The sequence below is a fragment of the Vreelandella lionensis genome (assembly GCF_002087295.1).
GTDB lineage: Bacteria > Pseudomonadota > Gammaproteobacteria > Pseudomonadales > Halomonadaceae > Vreelandella > Vreelandella lionensis.
Window position 1 is genome coordinate 94,179 of the sequence record NZ_MWVI01000097.1, and the last position, 18,621, is coordinate 112,799.

Here is an 18,621-nt window from a genome sequence, read left to right on the forward strand (position 1 = left end):
GGGCCGAACGGCCTGAGATAACCGTCCATTCTAGCGCTTTGTCATCACGCTGGAAACGCCAAGCGCGGTGACGCAGGCAGAGACAGTTTTGCCGGGAAGGGGACAGCAATCGTATAATTACGCTTTTGCCACGCGATTCGAGGTGTTGATGGACAGCATTCTGGTCAGGGGTGCCCGCACCCACAACCTCAAGCAGATCGATGTGGAGCTGCCTCGCGACAAGCTTATCGTCATTACCGGGCTTTCCGGTTCCGGTAAGTCATCGCTGGCGTTTGACACGCTCTATGCCGAGGGGCAGAGTCGCTACGTGGAGTCGCTCTCTACCTATGCACGCCAATTCCTCTCGATGATGGAGAAGCCCGATGTGGACCACATCGAAGGTCTCTCTCCTGCGATCTCTATTGAGCAGAAATCCACCTCCCACAACCCGCGCTCAACCGTGGGTACTATCACCGAAATTTACGACTACCTGCGTCTGCTGTTTGCCCGCGCAGGCACGCCCCGTTGCCCAGAGCACGGTGAAGACTTAGAAGCCCAGACCATTTCGCAGATGGTCGATCAAGTGATGAACCTCGCCGAGGACACCAAGCTAATGCTGCTGGCCCCTGTGGTAAAAGGCCGCAAGGGTGAGCACCTGCAACTGCTCGCCGAACTTCGCGCCCAGGGCTTTGTCAGGGTGAAAATCGACGGTCAGGTGCTGGAGTTAGACGATATCGCGCCGCTGGATAAGCGCAAAAAGCACGATATCAGCGTGGTAGTGGACCGCTTTAAAGTGCGCGACGATATCGCCCAGCGCTTAGCGGAATCGTTTGAGACCGCGCTAAACCTGGCCGACGGCACGGCGATGATTCACTTTATGGATGGCGAGCAGGAAGACCTCGCCTTCTCCTCGCGCTTTGCCTGCCCGGTATGTGGCTACTCGCTCTCAGAGCTTGAGCCGCGCATGTTCTCTTTTAACAACCCTGCGGGCGCCTGCCCTACCTGTGATGGCCTCGGCGTTCAGCAGTACTTTGACCCAGATAAGCTGATTAGCCATCCAGAGCGTTCCCTCGCAGAAGGCGTCATTAAAGGCTGGGATCGGCGCAACATTTACTATTTCACCCAGTTGCAGACACTCGCCAAGCACTACCGCTTCGAGCTGGAAACCCCCTGGCAGGAGCTGGCTCGCCACGAGCGCGAGATTATTCTTAACGGCAGCGGCAACGAGCAAATTCCGTTTGTCTACGTAGGCGATCGCGGCCGCAAAGTCACTCGGGAACACGCCTTTGAAGGCGTGCTGCCCAATATCCAGCGCCGCTACCGGGAAACCGAATCCAATATGGTACGCGACGATCTCGCCAAATATATTGCGGTTCAGCCCTGCACTACCTGTAGTGGCTCACGGCTGCGCAAAGAGTCGCGCCACGTTTATGTGGATGACCGTAACATTGCCGATATTGTGCACCTGCCCATTGGCGAGGCGTGGCGCTACTTTGCCGAGCTGGCCCTGCCGGGGCGTAAAGGCGAAATTGCCGATAAGATCGTCAACGAGATCCATGCCCGCCTTGAGTTCTTGGCCAATGTGGGCCTGGATTACCTGAACCTTGAGCGCAGCGCCGACACTCTTTCCGGTGGCGAGGCCCAGCGCATCCGTCTAGCCAGCCAAATCGGCGCGGGGCTGGTGGGCGTCATGTACATTCTGGACGAGCCCTCTATCGGCCTGCATCAGCGGGACAACGACCGCTTGTTGAAAACCCTGGAGCGACTTCGCGACCACGGCAATACCGTGATTGTGGTCGAACACGACGAAGACGCCATTCGCGCGGCGGACCATGTGCTGGATATCGGCCCCGGCGCCGGTGTTCATGGCGGTGAAATCGTCGCCCAAGGCACGCCCCAGCAAGTGATGGGTAATCCCAACTCGCCCACCGGTCAGGATCTTTCCGGCACTCGTGAAATCGCCGTGCCGCCCTACCGTATTCCCGGCAATCCGGAAAAGCAGTTGGTCGTGCGCGGCGCGACAGGCAATAACCTGCAAAACGTCACGCTGAGCCTGCCTTTGGGGCTATTTATTGCCGTGACGGGGGTTTCTGGCTCGGGTAAATCAACGCTGATTAACGGCACGCTGATGCCCATTGCCGCCCGTGAGCTTAACCGCGCCACCACCTTGACCCCAGCGCCCTATGAGAAGGTTGAAGGGCTTGATCAGCTCGATAAAGTGATCGATATCGACCAGAGCCCCATTGGCCGTACGCCGCGCTCTAACCCTGCGACGTACACCGGTATTTTCACGCCCATTCGCGAGCTGTTTGCGGGTACCCAAGAGGCGCGCTCGCGGGGCTATAAGCCGGGCCGCTTCAGCTTTAACGTTAAGGGCGGGCGCTGTGAAGCGTGTCAGGGCGAGGGCATGATCAAGGTAGAGATGCACTTCCTGCCGGATATCTACGTACCCTGCGATGTATGTAAAGGTAAGCGTTACAACCGCGAAACGCTGGATATTCACTATAAAGGCAAGACCATCCACGAAGTGCTGGAAATGACCGTGGAAGACGCGCTGGCATTCTTCAGCCCGGTGCCCGCCATTGCCCGCCGCCTGCAAACGCTAATGGACGTAGGGCTCTCGTATATTCGCTTAGGGCAAAGCGCCACCACGTTATCCGGCGGTGAAGCACAGCGTGTCAAACTGGCCCGAGAGCTAGCTAAGCGCGACACCGGCAAAACGCTCTACATTTTGGATGAACCTACCACAGGCCTACATTTTGAAGATATTCGCCAGCTGCTGACCGTACTCCACCGACTGCGCGATCACGGTAATACGATTGTCGTGATTGAGCACAACTTGGATGGGATCAAAACCGCCGACTGGCTCATTGATCTTGGGCCGGAAGGTGGCTCTGGCGGCGGGCAAATTATTGCTGAGGGCACGCCCGAGCAGATTGCCAAGCAGAGCGTTTCGCATACCGGGCGCTTCCTGGCGCCACTACTGGAGCGGGCCAAACGCGCATCATCCACTTCCTAGCGCTTAGCTACCCGGCACCCGGGCCGGGAACATCAAAAGAGTAAGCAAGCCCAACGGGTACTTCTTATAGTATGTAGCGATGCCGTTTAACAATGGTTGATACCGTTTAGGAGAAGGACGCTGTGGATCAGGACAAAAGCTGCATTATTCGCCACTTTAGCCACTACTGTACGCTGACGGACGATGAGAAGCAGTTGCTAAACTCGTTAGAGGAGAGCCCGACTGAGATTAAGTCAGGCGCACTACTGTGGGAAATGGGCTCGCCAGCCAACGAGTTTTGCACGCTGCGCAGCGGCTGGGCTTACTCTTACCGTCATCTGGAAAACGGTGATCGGCAGATTCTCGAAGTGTTTCTCCCGGGCGATATCATTGGCCTGCGGGAATTTGCCTTTTCTCAACGCCTTGAGAACGTGCGCCTGATTACCGATGGCGTGGTGTGCCATTTCCCCCATAAACGTATGCTGGATATATTTAGCCAGTCACTGCCGCTCACGTCGGTCATGTTTGCCATCGGCAGCCGTCAACAAGCGCTGCTCACTGAGCGTTTGGTGAACTTGGCCCGACGCAGCGCACGCCAGAAAATGGCACACTTTCTCCATGAGATGTACCTGCGTTTGCGCCAAACCAACGACGATATTGGCGGGCAGTTTCGTCTTCCGCTCTCTCAGGAGCAGCTCGCCGATATTTTAGGCTTAAGCCCGGTACACGTGAGCCGCACCTTTAGCGCGCTGAGCGAAGATGGCTTGGTCTTCCGCGACCGCCACCATGTCTCGATTCCAAACCTTGAGGCGCTGGCCACGGAAGGTGAGTTTGACGACTGCTATCTTACCGATAATGTCAGGCCGCTATTTAAGGACTGAGGTTGCGACAATAAAACGCCGCGCCCTTGCCAAGCACACGGCAGTTTCATCAGCGTGCTATTAACCGCATTTTGACCAGCCGCAACCGGCGTAGCAGGTCGGGCAGCCATCCATCATGATCAAATCACCTCGACACTCAGGGCACGTACCTACCGTAGCGGGGCCGCCGCTTGCTTCGCCAGAAGCCGATGCGACGGCAGAGTCTTCAGCCGCCGGGGGCTCCTCCGGCTGCCAAGCATGTCCATGCTGCATGCGGTGCGCATAGCGTGCAACCAACGTCTCCACCGGCACTTGGTTGCCCTCCTGATCTAAAAAACCGCGCCGATAGAGAATCCGCTGAATCGACCAAGCAATCGCCGCCACTTCCGAGTCGTGAAACATAGGCTTGTTCCAGCGATTCATGCCACAGCGTACCAAGCCTTTGTCCCAGGCGACTTTGCGCAGGTCTGCCACGGCTTGAGTGACATAGCCCCCACGCGCTGCAAGCGACAGGCTGCGCATGGTCGCAGTAATCCACTGGTGCTCGCTGGAGAGCTGGCCCGAGGGAAAGAAGAACTCCACCGGACGCTCAATCACCACACGCTGGCCGCCAATCACGCCTTCCACTGGCATAAACGAGACCAGCAAGTAGACCTTCTTGCGCCCTTCAGCCCCCACATAAGAGATTTTTTCAGACACTGCTTCCAGTGTGCCTTCCGGGCGCGATGGAATGCGGACCGTTAATGGGTCTTCATCTGGTAGCTCTGGAGCAGGCGCGGGCTGCCCTTGTTGCTTAATACGGTAACCGACAATTTTCGACGTAATTTCAACCGCCATAACGTTCTCCCCAGTTCTTTAGACAGCTCATCAAGCTAAGCCTTGCTTGCGCTTACGATTACCATTTGCCGTAGGTGCCCTCTTTCAAGGCATCAAACAGGTTAGCGGCGTTATGCTCTTCACCGTCGTAAAGCACCTTCTCATCGCCGGTTAGCTCAAGGGTTTCACCATTTTCCAGCTCAAACACATAGGTGGTGTTTTTCAGGTCATCCTCACGCACCAACACGCCTTGGAAGGCTTCCGGGTTAAAGCGGAAGGTAGTGCAACCTTTCAAACGGCTCTCGTAGGCCTGCAGATAGAGGTCTTGGAACTGCTCAAAGGGGAACTCGGTGGGTACATTGACCGTTTTGGAAATCGCCGAGTCCACCCACTGCTGAGCTGCCGCTTGAACGGCGACGTGCTGCTCGGGAGTGACAGAGTCTGCGGATGAAGTAGTCCGGCAGATCGCTTTCTACCGCATCGGCAGCCATAAAGTGACGGTAGGCCGCTAGTTCAAACGACACTACCTCCACCTGCTCCTTGGTCTTTTTACCGGACTGGATGATGTTGCGGAAATAGCGATGGGAGAACGACGGCTCAATGCCATTGGAAGCGTTGTTGCCCATGGAGAGCGAGATGGTACCCGTGGGGGCAATCGAGCTGTGGTGGGTAAACCGCGCACCGTGCTCGGCCAACTGTGCCACCAGTTCCGGCTCAAGCTCGGCCACTTTGGCCATGTATTGGCTGTAGCGGGCGTGCAGAATCCGCCCCGGCACCTTGTCACCTACCTCGTAGCCGTCGCTGGCGAGCTGAGGGCGCTCGCGCATCATCTTGGGCGTAATGGTGTGCTCCTCTTCAAGCACTGGCGCCATGCCCTTCTCTTTAGAAAGCTCCAGCGCCTGCTTCCACCCTTCCAACGCTAAATGACGACTGACCTCTTCAGTGAACGTCAGCGACGCCTGGGAGCCGTAGGGAATTTTCAGCATGGTCAGGGTCGAACCAAGACCCAAAAAGCCCATGCCGTGACGGCGTTTAGCTTCAATTTCGCGCTGTTGCTGGGGGAGCGGCAGGCCAGCAATTTCCACCACGTTGTCGAGCATACGGGTGAAAATCGCTACGACTTTTCGATAGCGCTCCCAATCAAACCGCGGCTCGGCGCTAAACGGTTCGATCACAAACTTCGTCAGGTTGATAGACCCTAACAGGCACGCGCCTTCCGGCGGCAGCGGCTGCTCGCCGCAGGGGTTAGTCGCGCGGATATCCTCGCAGAACCAGTTATTGTTCATGCGATTCACTTGATCAATCAGTATAAAGCCCGGCTCGGCGTAGTCGTAGGTAGAGGACATAATCGTGTCCCACAACTCACGAGCTTTAATCACCTCGACAACACGGCAGGCCACGCGCCCTTCGGCATCCACCGTGTAGCCCTCTTCCACTACCGGCCAGTCACGGTAAATCACCTCTTCAGCACTCACATCCTCTTTCTCACCAGGATGCAGTGGGAAGGCCAGCGGCCAATCGGCGTTGTGCTTCACCGCTTCCATAAACTCATCGGTGATGAGTAGGCTCAAGTTGAATTGACGCAGCCGCCCTGCTTCGCGCTTGGCTTGGATGAACTCACGCACGTCCGGGTGCCCCACATCGAAGGTGCCCATTTGAGCGCCGCGACGGCCTCCGGCAGACGCCACGGTAAAACACATCTTGTCGTAGATATCCATAAACGCCAGCGGGCCATTGGTGCCTGCTCCTGCGCCAAACACAAAGGCACCTTTATGGCGCAGGGTCGAGAAGTCGTAGCCAATACCGGCGCCCGACTTCAATGTCATACCCGCATCGACCACGGAGTCGAGGATATCGCGCATGGAGTCACGAATAGTGCGAGAAACGGTGCAATTAATCAGACTGACGGCGGGCTTGTAGGCTTCGGCCCCCGCATTAGAGAGAATTCGCCCAGCGGGAATAGCACCATTTCAGCGCCCAGCGAAATTTGGGTAGCCACTCATCGGCCTTTTCACCTTCTACGGCGGCTAGGGCACGAGCCACGCGCTCAAAGGTCGCTGCGACATCTTGATCCACCGGTTGGCCATGACGATCTTTTAACCGATATTTGGCATCCCAGATTTCCCTAGATGGAGCCTGCATAGGGACTTCACTGGATGTCTTCATCGCCTTGGCTGCGGTACTCATGTTCACGAAACTCCTTCACGATGGGTAGCGATAGCGCTAAAAAACGGGCCGATTATACGTGGCATCGTAGGGGAGTATAGCCCCGACTTTCTACTATATGGGCCGTTTTTTGACGTTAACAACACTAGATAGAGAAAAATCAGCACCTTACCCTTTTGCTTATTCCCAACACGCTATAGGCTTAAGGTTTTCGATGACGATACGACCTATGAACTTCCTGAAAACATCAACTTTCGCCGTCACCGCCATGCTGCTTGTCACAGCTCCCCTTTCATTGGCCGCTACATTTAATGTGGAATCAGTGGCTACCCATGGGCACTGGCAATCCATGGCGCTGACCCTAGGAGAAGAGCGCCACTTTCGTGCTGTAGAGACCCACAGCTACTCCGATGCCACGCTAAGCATAAATGCTACTCAAGAAGTCTGTGATTTACCGTGGCTGGAGATGCGCGTCACCCTAGCGCAGCAGCAGGGAGAGAGCCGAGCGGTGAATCTGGTACCCACTCGGCTGCGGATTGGTGACAACCCGATTGTCGATACCATGGCGGAGTTTATTACCGAGCGGGGCGATGACGGCTTTTATGCCCATTTTTATTTGAGCGATATGGAGACGCTGATCGCTGAGATGCAGTCGGGCGAGCAGCTGGTTTTAGGATTTGACCAGGGTGAGCAGGAACCGTGGTACATGACCTTTAGTTTGGAAGGTGCTGGCGATGCCATTCAACGCATGCAGTCGCTGTGTAGCGGCGCCTCTCTCACAGAGGCACCTGCTCCTCCGGGTTAAGCGCACGCTCTTCCGCAACCTCTTCGCGATTACGGCCGCTGTGCTTGGCTTGATACATAGCGGCATCGGCCCGGGCCATCAGCGTTTTACAGCTGTCGCCTGGCTGCCAGACAGCGACACCAATGCTAATGGTAATTGGCTGATCAACTCCCTCTACCTGCAGGGTGGCCACCAAGCCACGCAGGCGCTCGGCAAGCCCTACCGCCGCTTCCATATCGGAGTGGGTAGCCAATACCACGAACTCTTCACCGCCCCAACGGCCTAGATGGTCGCAGCCACGCAGTGACTCCTCGACTAGACGCGCCAGCGACACGACCACGTCATCCCCTACATGGTGGCCGTGGGTATCATCAATTTGTTTAAAACGGTCAACATCAAACAGCAGTAGCGCAAAAGAAGCCCCATAGCGTTTGGCGGCCACCAGCTCAGCATCAATAGCCTGCTCAATACGGTAGCGGTTCCATACCTGGGTGAGCGGGTCAAAATGCGCCAGTTGCTCTAAGCGCTGATTGGCATCGGCTAACGCTATGCGTGCCCGCTCCAGGTGCATATTTAATGTACTGATTTCATAGGCGGAAATTGCCAGCGTCAAATCTTCGCCTAAGTCCTTAGCGGCAAGTCGCTCAACACGCTGCCACGCCTCGCTTTTTCCCACTACCTCTTCACGCCAGGCAGCAGAAGGCGCCATCATAATCGCAGGCTGGGGTTGGGGTACGGAGGTTGGCTGCATCGCCCAATAGAGTGTTTCCACCTGTTCTGGGCGAAAGAAGATCACCCACCCTCGCTGCGCCGGGCTCATCGGAAGTGGTACAGCCAGGATACCGCACTGCTCAGGCATACAAAGCGATGACGTTAGCGGCTCAGCGGCAATCCCCCGCGTACACCAGGGGCCACTATGTTGATGTGCTTTTTCAAGACGCTTAACAAACTGGCTAATGGTAGGTGAGTCTGGTGTAGTACCACTCGCATGAGCACGGCCCTTCAGCGATAGCGCAACGCCGTGGGCACGAAATAGCGAACACCACGTTGCAGCCTGCTGATGGGTAATCTCCTGTGGGCTTTGCGGCTCTAAACGGGCATTGGCCGACAGTACCAAGCTATCTTGAACGCGTTGCAGGTAGCGAGCTTCTTGGCGTGCTCGGAGTAACAGCAGCCGCTGGGTGGCCATCTGTACCAGAGTACGCACCGCGTCACGTACGGGCGGCGCTCCTGGATGGGGAGGGGCCGAGTGGCAAAACATCAGCCCCCATAAGCCGGCATCACCCTGCATGGCCATACTCAGCGCACCCCGCACGCCAAGACGACGTAAGTAGCGCGACGGGCAGGGGCAGGCGCACGTAGAAAGCAGTGACGCAGGTTTGCGCCTGTGCCTTTTGGCACAAGTGGTTCGCTTGGCGCATCAGTATCTTCAATCAGCCGAACCGGATGGCTTCCATAAGCGCGCCGCAGCGTCAGGGGAAAATCACTGGCCGGAAAACGTTGTCCTAAAAGGGCAGGCAGATGCCCCCCCCGCGCTTCAGCGACAATCAGTCCATGCCAATCGGTGTCGAAATGGCAAACGGAGACACGGTATGCCCAGTTAGCTGCTGCACCGCCGTTACGAGATAATCCAACAGCTCTTCTTGTTGGGTGGCTTCCGCTAGGCGCATTAGCCGCTCGTTGACGGTGCCCAACAAGCGGCGTTTGCCGAGTGGGTTCAACGGCTCAATCTCCACTATCACGCTACTCTCGGTGCGGTAAGCGTGCAGTTGAAAGCGGGTAGCGCGCTGGGCACGACTAAATGCCAGTGGCCCCGCTAGTCGCTGCTGTCCCTGCAGCTCCTTGCATAACCGCTGACTTAGCCGTTTACCCAGCACACTGCTGAGCGAGAGTTGCGAGTGCTCTTGCTCAGCAATGCCCAACAGCTGGGTGAGATTATTACTCACCGCCTGAATGTGTCTACACTCTTCATCCAGTACCAGAACGGCACCAAATGATTGAAGTAGCGAATGATGCTTCGACACGAAGATAGCCTCGAGATATCTCTTTACCCCTTGACCTGTTGCTTCAGCAACAACTCAGCGCGTCGGTTGGCAGCTCGCCCTGCCGCAGTAGCGTTACTTTCCATGGGTTGGGTGTCGGCATAGCCGACGGCCCGCATACGTGAAATGGCAATACCTTGCCGCTCTAACTGGCGTACCACTGCGATGGCTCGTCCCACTGAGAGCTCCCAGTTAGACGGAAACCGAGCGGTCGCGATCGGCACATTATCGGTGTGGCCCTCAATGGAAATTTGACCATCAAAAGTCTGTAGCACCGAAGAGAGCCGTTCTAACACAACTTGCCCCTGGGGCGTTAGTACATCGTTGCCACTGGGAAATAAAAGGCTATCGTCAATACGTAGCGTAACGCCCTCTTGCCCCTGGGAGACACTCACTTCCAGGGATATCAAGCCCTGCCATTTGGGGATGTAAGCCATCGTGGCGGGGAAGTATTCCTGTGGCTAAGCTAGCCAATGGCAGTGACGTAACGGCATTCGAGGGATCCATGATACTGCTTTCACTCCCTTCGCCACCGCCGGATGGCGTAAGCGCCAACAGCAGTACAAACAGGGTAATCAGCAGCGTCAATACATCCAGGTAACTGGTCAGCCAGCTCTCGTCACTCTCCCCCACTTCGGCGGGAAGCTCCAAAGCATGCCGTGAATCGCGGTCGAGCATGGCGGTAACCTTTTAATGCGGAACCCATATCGGGCCGAGGCTTAACGTTCGCGTCACGAATTTCGTCGTGGTAATTCGCTACGAAGGAGTTAAGCGTCTCTTCAATAAACGATGGCAGACGGCGCTTGGTAATTAGCGAAATGCCTTCCAGCACCATGTTCATAGTGATAAGACGCTCTTCCGTACGCCGCTCTAGCTTCACGGCAATCGGTTTAAACACCAAATTGGCCAACAGGATGCCATAGAAAGTAGTCAACAGCGCCACTGCCATCCGGGGCCCAATTACTTCCAGGTCACCCGCATCCATCACTTCGAGCATGTTGACCAAGCCTACCAAAGTACCAATCATGCCGAAGGCCGGTGCATAGGTGGCCATGGTGCGGAAAATTTGGGCTTCAGCATGCTCGCGGGCTTTCAGCCGCGCAATACGCCAGCGCAGCATGTCGAAGATTTCATCCTCTTTTGTATTCGCAATGACCAGTTGGATACCGGTGCGCAAAAACGGATTACGGGTATGTTCCAGTTCTTTCTCAACCGCTCTAACATCCCCCTTAAACCAAAGGCGCGACATGGAAACCAACTCATTGATGTCATCTCGCACATAGGTGTTTTCACGGCGGAAAACTAAACCAACCAGACGCACCACACGCAGCACTTCTTTCAGCGGATAGCTGATAAACGTGGCCGCCAGCGTGCCAGTGACCACAATGGCAAGCCCCGGTAAGTTAATAAAGCTCTCGGGCGACTCTGCGGTAAAAAATAAAACGCTTACCAACAGCAGCATGCTGGCAAATATACCGATCAGCGTAGATGGATTCATCAACGGCTCCTCGCCGGTTATGGTTAGTGAGTGAGAGGGTTAATTAGTCTCATGTAGGCGAGCACGCAGCCGACTCACCGCCTGGCTGTGAAGCTGTGAAACCCGTGATTCGGTGACACCGAGCACAGCGCCCACTTCTTTTAGATTCATCTCTTCTTGGTAATACAGCGCCATTAGCAGCTTCTCGCGCTCGGGAAGTGCTTCAATGGCGTCGATCAGCGTTTGCCGCTGCTGTTCATCCAATAATTGTTCAAACGGCTGTCGGTGAGTGTCGTCCCCCGCAGGCTCGCTGCCATCCGCAATGAGCTCTTCGAACGGCAATAATTGCCCGCTATTGGTATCGTTGAGCAGTTGCTGGTAATCACTTAGCCGGCATCTCCAGTTCACGGGCAATCTCCCCCTCTTCCGGGGGGGCCCCAGCTGCTGCTCTAAACGACGCACAGCATCATCTACCGCCCGTGCCGAGCGGCGTACCTGCGGGGCAGCCAGTCACGAGTGCGCAGCTCGTCCATCATCGCGCCACGGATGCGCTGGCTTGCAAAGGTAGCAAATGTTGCTCCCTGGGCAGCATCAAAGCGCCCTAACGCCTCTACCAAGCCCACCATACCCGCCTGGATCAGATCATCCAGCTCAATACTTGCGGGCAACCTTACCTGCAGCGTTAAGGCCTGACGTCTCACCAGTGGCATGTATTGAGTTAACAGCTCACTCTGTTTGATCCTGCCTTGTGCTGTATACATCCTCGTGCCTCGCGGCTTAACAACCTTGACTGATAGTTCACGATCACTTGTAACCCCTGTACTCGCACAGGGCGTTGCCCTGGCTGCAGCGTAAACCGAAAGTACAGCGGTGCGCTCGCCAACATTCCCGATAGAGCGGCCGTGCTACCGCGCATGCCTGATAGTGCAACACAGCGTTCAGGATGACATAGCCAAGCGTTCACAGGCGTTCCCGGCGGTGACTCAAAGCGCCATTGAATTCGCGACAGCGCAGCATTACGCAGCGGGACGCCCGCTGGCGGGGTTATCGCCTGGCTGCTGCTGGTACGGTCGCTCATTGCTACCATCACACTAGGCACTTGGCTGCTCCAACTACCGGTTGCGGCCTGCGTATTCAACGCGAAAAACCATAACCCCGCTACTAGTCCTAAACAGCCCATTTTTCTTACTGTTAACAACTTTGCAGTTTTTATCAACGCCTCAATAGCCATCTGCTTAGCGTTACTTACCCACCCCCCCAAACTCTGCATAACTCTCCCCTGGAGCGACAAATGCCCCCTGGCCCGCCGCTAGCGCGCCAGCAGCAGAAGCTCAATATCTAAATATCGAGCGGAATCATTGCCCAAACTATCCAGCAACCCCTGGCGCGGCAGGTGGGGTTCATGAACCGCTAGAAGACGCTGCGGACCACCATGCTCGCGTAATTGGCGCAACACTCGGTACATTGGTGGCAAAGGCGTCAGCATCACTGTTGATCCACAACGCCCAGCGTGAGTAACGCTCGGCTAAGTCAGTCAGCGAGGCGCTGTTAGGCATGACAATATGAATATCCCAATCCTGTGGGTCACCTGCCCATTGCCGCCCCAGGGCCGACCATTGCCCCAGCCGACCTCGCACTTTGTCCACCTGCGCTACACCAGCATGAGGTAAGCCTACTACCACTAGCGTTTTTTTCGGTCTTGGAGGCGCCACGGTGGCAGGCTCGGCAGCAGCAGCTACCGTAGGTGCCATGGCCTCCTGGGTATACGCGGCGGCTTCCTCTTCGTTAACGGGAGCGGCAGGCACTGTCTCGTCACTTTCCACGTTATGGCCGACTTCATCAGCACCACGCTGCTGGCGCTGTAAATCGGCCCATTTGCGCAGGCCAGCCGCCTGATCCTGGCCACTCAAACCACGCCCTCACGACTGACGCTACCTAGCTGACGAATGGCATCGCGCGCCATCAGAACGTGTACTAATGCATCAAGCAGTGCCGTATCACGCCGCTTGCGCTGGGTTCCTAACAAGCGCAGCAAATCGGCTCGCAGGGCCTGAGCGTCCTCATCGTCAACGATATCTAGATGGCCGGCTACTGCAGCCGCGCCGCTGGCCATCAGCAGGCGCAGCTCGCTGCTGACATCACCACCGTCGGCCTCTTTAAGCTGCTGCCAAGCACGCTTGGTGAGCGATGCCAGTCCGTCACTCTGCAGTTGGGTGATTAAAAGCGTTAACACATCGCTGCCCAAACGTGCAGGCGTTAGCCAGTAGCGCGCACGATTCGCTTAGTGCTTTCAGGGTCGCTTACCTCACCGACCCACGCCAATACGGGGTTACCTGATACGTCCTGCGCTTCAACATAGGCGCTGGAAAGCTGCATGCTTTGCCCGCGGAAACGGATGCCCACGCTATGGGTTAAGGTGCTTTCTTGGAACAGGGAGCGCAGAGTATAGCGCTCGCCCTGGCAGTGTACCCGCTGGCTCGCGGGCACCATGCTGACCCACGTCAGATGCTGAGCGTTTAGCCAAGCCAGCGCCTCAGCGTCTGGCAGGGTAGGCAGAAGATGAACCGCAACATCTCCTGCACAACGCACCAAACGTGGCTGCCAGCCCGCTGGCTGACGGTGCTGAAGGCGAGTCAGCGCCAGCCAAGCACCTTGCTCATTCAGAGCAACATCTGGCATCGACCAGTCACAACCTCGCTCGTTACGGCGGGGCGACCAAACCACCCCTAACGCGTCACGAGTGGCGGCGGCTCCGGCTAGCAGCTCATCTAGGCGCTGGTCTTGTATCACCCCCGGCAGCGCTGCGATGTCCCAGGCGGCTTCCAAGCGGTGAAAATCGACGACACGCTGACGCAAGCGGGTTAACACCGAGGAGAGCCTGCGCCCCTGCCCTAACACATCCCGCGACCAGCGTGGCAAGCTGAGTGGGGCTGTTTCAGCACGCGCGCTCCTCGAAACGTTGGCCGACAGTGCTTGATCAATCAGCGCGGGTGGTGTCGCGACCGCCATATCTTCTGGCACCTGCTGGCCATAGGAGCCAAACAGCACCCTCATACCGTGGCGCATGACGATGTCTAATACCGGCGCAAGCCGCCCAGCTTCATCTTGCTTCGTGATGATACAGTCGTCTAACTCGGCACCTGCGGCTCTCGCCGCTTGGCGGTAGCGCAATACGACTTCTTCTAGCGTTTCCGGCTGACTGGCGGCGTTGAGCAACAGCACCAGACGCACGGTGGACTTTCCACCCTGTAAATGGGCGATCTGTTCAATCACCCGCTGATCCCGCTGGCTCATCCCCACGGTATCAATAATCACCCACTGTTTGCCTTGTAGCCGACCAACCAATTCATCAATCGGCTGTTCAGCGTCTAGGGCATACATTGGCGTATCCAAGAGCCGTGCATAAATGCGCAGCTGCTCATGAGCGCCGATACGGAAGCTATCGGTGGTCACTAGCGCCACTGGGCGAGTGCCGTGGCGCATCACAAAGCGTGCCGCAAGCTTCGCAGTAGTGGTCGTTTTACCCACTCCAGTGGGGCCAACCAATGCGACGATGCCCGTTTGATCAAAGAAGCTCTCTTCGTGCTGCAGCACGTTAAGCCGTGCCATTAACTGCTCACGCAGCCAGTTAAGCGGCGCGTCGTTAGTAGCCTCGAGCGCGCTCAACTCATCTGGCAATGCTTCCAGCACCTCTTCGCTCAGCTCTGCACTGAAGCCAACCCGGGCCATCAACTGCCGTAGGTGCTCGTAGGCGGTGTCTGCACCGCTTTGAGTCGTTGGCAACGGCTGGCGGCGGGCCAGTAGTTCGCGCATATCTTGCATTTCCCGAAGCAGACGCTCACTCATCGCCTCTAGGGGGTCTGGTTGCTTTGGCAGTGAAAAGACAGGCGCTGGCGCGGGGCTAGCCTTCGGCTCCTCCGCTGGCGTCGTCGGCGACGGGTCGAACTGGTCAACGGCGTCATCCGCCATGGCGAGAATTTCAACGCCGCCTTCGGTGCGACGGTTGGCGACAATAAGTGCATCATCACCTAACACTTCGCGCACTTGGCGCATTACGTCGCGGCTGTTTGCTCCGACAAAACGTCTAACGCTCATGTTTCACCTGTTGCCAAAACGTAAAAGGCTGTTACCGTTCGAAGTGTGGCCATTAGCGGCCACCCACCAGCGTAGTAACGCGCAGGGTGCGGTCGTCGGGAATTTCCGCTTGAGACATCACCACTAAGTGGCGCATGCGGCGGCGCAGGAAGCGCGACAACACGGCCCGTAGCGAGTGCTGAACCACCAGCACAGGCGCTTCACCACTGCCTTCATGTTTCTCTAGCGCTTGCTGCGCTTGATTCATCAAGGTATCCGCCAGCCCTGGCTCCATCGCACCATTGCCGTTCATTGCTTGCAACAACACTTGCTCTAACTGCGCATCCAGCCCCATCACATGCAGCGTATCTTGGCCCGCGAACCACTGCTGGGTAATGGCCCTGCCCAGCGCAATACGCACCAGAGCCGTTAGCTCGTTGGGATCTTTCTGCTGACCCGCATACTCTGCCAGGGTGTCCAGCACGGTACGCATATCACGAATCGAGACATCCTCATCCAGTAGGTTCTGCAAAATGCGCTGCAGCACGGTGAGGGTGATGGACTTCGGCACTACTTCTTCGACCAGCGATTTTTGATCTTCGCCCAACTTGTCCAGCAGCTTTTGAACCTCCTGGCGGCCCAGCATTTCAGGCGAGTGACGGTGCAGCAGATGGTTAAGGTGCGTGGCGATGACCGTACTAGCATCCACGACCGTGTACCCGTATACCTGAGCATGCTCCCGTTGGTTAGCGTCAATCCATACTGCTGGCAAGCCAAAGGCAGGGTCTTGGGTCGGTGTACCCTGAAGCTCCCCAGAGACCTGACCAGGATCAATGGCTAGCCATTTACCGGTCTGCGCCTCAGCGCGGCCAATTTCCGCTCCCTTCATGGAGAGCACATAGGTATTGGGTGGTAGTTCTAAGTTATCGCGAATGTGCACCACGGGCGGCAGGAAGCCCACTTCCTGGGCAAACTTCTTGCGTACGCTTTTAATACGGCCCAGCAGTTCACCCTTCTGCCGGGAATCCACCAAGGGGATCAAGCGATGCCCCACCTCTAAACCAAGCGTGTCTACCAGCTGAACATCTTCCCAGCTGGCTTCAGGGGTTTCCTGTATTTGAGGCGGTGCAGCGGAGACTTCTTCCTTCACCAAGGTCTGCTCTTTTCGACGGATCAGGTACCAGGCTAAACCACCCAGCAGCGCTGTAAACAGCAGGAACACGAAGTTGGGCATACCAGGTACTAGGCCTAACAGGCCCATTACCATGGCCGCCAAGATCATTACTTGGGGGTTCACAAACAGTTGGCTGATCATCTGCTGACCAACATCCTGCTCGGTGTTGACGCGTGAAACAGTCACACCTGCCGCCGTGGAGATCACCAGCGCCGGAATCTGGGCAACCAAGCCATCACCAATCGTTAGCAGCGTATAAGTGCGGGCAGCATCGGCAAATCCCAGATCGTGCTGCATCATGCCAATCAGCAGGCCGCCAATGATATTGACTACCATGATGACCAAGCCTGCCACGGCATCACCACGGACGAACTTACTGGCACCGTCCATTGAGCCATAAAAGTCAGCTTCTTGAGCAACTTCGGCGCGGCGCTTTTTCGCATCATCTTCGCCAATCAGGCCGGCATTCAAGTCGGCATCAATTGCCATCTGTTTACCGGGCATGGCATCAAGCACGAAGCGAGCGCCCACTTCGGCAATACGGCCGGCACCCTTGGTGATCACCATGAAGTTGATGATGACCAGGATTAAGAAGACCACCAAGCCTACCGCAAAGTTACCACCTACCAGGAACGTACCAAAGGCCTCAATGACCTTGCCGGCCGCATCTCCCCCTTCATGGCCTTCCATCAATACCACACGAGTCGAAGCCACGTTAAGGGAGAGTCGCAGCAGTGTGGTAAACAGTAGAACGGCCGGAAACGCGGCAAAATCCAGCGGTTTCTCGGCAAACATACTGACCAGCAGCACCATGATCGATAGCGCAATATTAAAAGTGAACAGCAGATCCAGCGCGAACGGCGGAAGGGGCAGAATCATCATGCCCAGAATCATTAAAATCAGCAGCGGACCGGCGAGCAGCTTCATGCTCACATCGTTCATCCAGTTACGCTGATTGATCAACTGGCTTAAGCCTTTCATGGTTGCGCCTCATTGCCATCGGCACGACGGCCGGGACTATCCATTTCCGGGGGTACCGGTAAATTATCGGGTGTGGGGGGCACCTCGCCTCCTTGTTGTGCAACATGTTTCAGGCGGTAGGCCCAGGCCATCACTTCGGCCACGGCAGTGTACAGTTCGGCGGGCACTTCAGCTTCTAAGTCGACATGAGGATACAGGGCGCGCGCCAGAGGTGCTGCCTCCAAGCGCGGAACACCTGCTTCCTCGCCAATCTCACGGATTCGAGCGGCAACAGCATCGGCCCCTTTGGCCACCAACCGAGGAGCCCCCATACGCCCCTCCTGGTAAACCAGCGCCACTGCATAGTGGGTTGGGTTGGTAATAATGAACATCAGCTTCAGGTACTTTGCTCATCATGCGCCCGCGGGCCATGGCCTGCTGCTGCTGGCGAATACGGCCCTTCACATGGGGGTCGCCCTCAGAGTCTTTATGCTCTTGCTTCACCTCTTCTTTGGTCATACGCAGCTGTTTGTCGTTATTCCACAGCTGAAATGGGACATCAATGAGAATAACCACGATCAGTGACAGGACGATGAGGCCCGCCCCCAGCGCTGCCATATTCAGCGCACTGACCAGTCCCTGCTGCACGGGCTGGTCCATTAGCCCCATAAATTTGCCAATATTAAAATATAAAAAGCCAGCTGCCACACCGCCCACCAAGATGGACTTAGCAATCGCCTTAGCCAGCTCAGCAAGGGCCTGAACAGAAAATATCCTTTTTAACCCTTTCACTGGGTTTAATTTTGAAAATTTAGGCTGCAACGATTTTGAAGAGATTAACCAGCCACCTAGCAGTGCCGGTGCAACCAGTGCAATCACCGTGAGCAGTAAAAATAAGGGAAGCATAGCGATGAGGGTTCGCTGGCCAAGATCCAGCGCATTCACCAACATAGGCGTGCTTTCCATGGCATGGCGGCGCTCAAATAAAAACGCCTGCTCCATCACCATCCCAAGCTGGTCATAGAGCATTTGCCCCATACCCCACAACCCCATCACCCCACCCAGCAGCATCATGAAGGTAGTTAGTTCGCGGGATCGAGGCACCTGACCCTCTTCGCGGGCTTTATCTAATCGCCTGGGCGTGGCCTCTTCGGTTTTTTCCTGATCGCTGTCGTTATCTGCCATGCTGTTATCCGGCTGACGAGTGGCCAGTTGACCAAAATAAGGCATACCATAAACTCAGCCGCCCTAAAGGACGGCTGAACAGTCTACCTATTTTGCCAGATGCAGC

General features: G+C 56.4%; 10 protein-coding genes and 5 pseudogenes. 3 read left to right on the forward strand and 12 right to left on the reverse strand.

The annotated features are described in order from the left end of the window. The first annotated feature begins 148 nt into the window (after positions 1 to 148). Positions 149 to 2,998, forward strand: coding sequence for an excinuclease ABC subunit UvrA (gene uvrA, locus B4967_RS15715; protein WP_083026243.1), 2,850 nt, complete (start codon positions 149 to 151; stop codon positions 2,996 to 2,998). Positions 2,999 to 3,120: 122 nt separating this feature from the next. After that, positions 3,121 to 3,858, forward strand: a complete 738-nt coding sequence (locus B4967_RS15720) for a Crp/Fnr family transcriptional regulator (protein WP_083026246.1) — start codon at positions 3,121 to 3,123, stop codon at positions 3,856 to 3,858. Between the two features lie 60 nt (positions 3,859 to 3,918). On the opposite strand, the gene B4967_RS15725 is transcribed toward B4967_RS15720, so the two are convergent. Next, a complete protein-coding gene (locus tag B4967_RS15725; protein ID WP_083026248.1) occupies positions 3,919 to 4,674 on the reverse strand; it encodes a ribonucleoside-diphosphate reductase in 756 nt (251 codons plus the stop codon). A 58-nt stretch (positions 4,675 to 4,732) separates the two neighbouring features. Further along, positions 4,733 to 6,840 (reverse strand): annotated as a pseudogene (locus tag B4967_RS15730) (adenosylcobalamin-dependent ribonucleoside-diphosphate reductase). A 193-nt stretch (positions 6,841 to 7,033) separates the two neighbouring features. Here B4967_RS15730 and B4967_RS15735 point away from each other — a divergent pair. Further along, on the forward strand, positions 7,034 to 7,624 hold the full coding sequence (locus tag B4967_RS15735) for a hypothetical protein (protein ID WP_139794524.1): 591 nt from the start codon (positions 7,034 to 7,036) through the stop codon (positions 7,622 to 7,624). Here B4967_RS15735 and B4967_RS19820 read toward each other — a convergent pair. The 10 genes and pseudogenes from B4967_RS19820 to flhB all read right to left on the reverse strand — a co-directional run bounded on the left by B4967_RS19820 (position 7,596) and on the right by flhB (position 18,515). Next, a complete protein-coding gene (locus B4967_RS19820; RefSeq protein ID WP_243470640.1) occupies positions 7,596 to 8,894 on the reverse strand; it encodes a sensor domain-containing diguanylate cyclase in 1,299 nt (432 codons plus the stop codon). The two genes, B4967_RS15735 and B4967_RS19820, sit on opposite strands and share 29 nt — an antisense overlap. A gap of 256 nt (positions 8,895 to 9,150) precedes the next feature. Continuing rightward, positions 9,151 to 9,627, reverse strand: coding sequence for a hypothetical protein (locus B4967_RS19825; protein WP_243470641.1), 477 nt, complete (start codon positions 9,625 to 9,627; stop codon positions 9,151 to 9,153). 23 nt (positions 9,628 to 9,650) lie between these two features. Then, a pseudogene (locus tag B4967_RS15745) lies at positions 9,651 to 10,323 on the reverse strand (OmpA/MotB family protein). Continuing rightward, positions 10,265 to 11,143 (reverse strand): motility protein A, encoded by an 879-nt coding sequence (locus tag B4967_RS15750; RefSeq protein ID WP_083026251.1) that lies wholly within the window; start codon positions 11,141 to 11,143, stop codon positions 10,265 to 10,267. The pseudogene B4967_RS15745 and the gene B4967_RS15750 overlap by 59 nt, the downstream one beginning before the upstream one ends. Positions 11,144 to 11,182: 39 nt before the next feature. After that, positions 11,183 to 11,883, reverse strand: a pseudogene (locus tag B4967_RS15755) (RNA polymerase sigma factor FliA). Continuing rightward, complete coding sequence (locus B4967_RS15760; RefSeq protein ID WP_340638794.1) at positions 11,841 to 12,392, reverse strand: flagellar protein FlhE; 552 nt, start codon at positions 12,390 to 12,392, stop codon at positions 11,841 to 11,843. Before B4967_RS15760 ends, B4967_RS15755 begins: the two are co-directional and overlap by 43 nt. 130 nt (positions 12,393 to 12,522) lie before the next feature. Next, positions 12,523 to 13,032: a hypothetical protein gene (locus tag B4967_RS15765; RefSeq protein WP_243470642.1), complete on the reverse strand. Its 510-nt coding sequence runs from the start codon at positions 13,030 to 13,032 to the stop codon at positions 12,523 to 12,525. Further along, positions 13,029 to 15,175 (reverse strand): annotated as a pseudogene (gene flhF, locus B4967_RS15770) (flagellar biosynthesis protein FlhF). The gene B4967_RS15765 and the pseudogene flhF overlap by 4 nt, the downstream one beginning before the upstream one ends. A 94-nt stretch (positions 15,176 to 15,269) precedes the next feature. Continuing rightward, the gene (gene flhA / locus B4967_RS15775) at positions 15,270 to 17,351 is read right to left on the reverse strand and encodes a flagellar biosynthesis protein FlhA (RefSeq protein ID WP_083026253.1); all 2,082 of its coding nucleotides are present in this window, start codon (positions 17,349 to 17,351) and stop codon (positions 15,270 to 15,272) included. Then, positions 17,348 to 18,515 (reverse strand): annotated as a pseudogene (gene flhB, locus B4967_RS15780) (flagellar biosynthesis protein FlhB). The gene flhA and the pseudogene flhB overlap by 4 nt, the downstream one beginning before the upstream one ends. Positions 18,516 to 18,621 lie beyond the last annotated feature (106 nt).

Excerpts from the sequence above, each read along its gene's own strand:
- B4967_RS19820 (WP_243470640.1), bottom strand. The coding sequence starts at position 8,894 with ATGCAGGGTGATGCCGGCTTATGGGGGCTGATGTTTTGCCACTCGGCC.
- B4967_RS15725 (WP_083026248.1), bottom strand. The coding sequence starts at position 4,674 with ATGGCGGTTGAAATTACGTCGAAAATTGTCGGTTACCGTATTAAGCAA.
- B4967_RS15750 (WP_083026251.1), bottom strand. The coding sequence starts at position 11,143 with ATGAATCCATCTACGCTGATCGGTATATTTGCCAGCATGCTGCTGTTG.
- B4967_RS15760 (WP_340638794.1), bottom strand. The coding sequence starts at position 12,392 with ATGCAGAGTTTGGGGGGGTGGGTAAGTAACGCTAAGCAGATGGCTATT.
- B4967_RS15735 (WP_139794524.1), top strand. The coding sequence starts at position 7,034 with ATGACGATACGACCTATGAACTTCCTGAAAACATCAACTTTCGCCGTC.
- uvrA (WP_083026243.1), top strand. The coding sequence starts at position 149 with ATGGACAGCATTCTGGTCAGGGGTGCCCGCACCCACAACCTCAAGCAG.
- flhA (WP_083026253.1), bottom strand. The coding sequence starts at position 17,351 with ATGAAAGGCTTAAGCCAGTTGATCAATCAGCGTAACTGGATGAACGAT.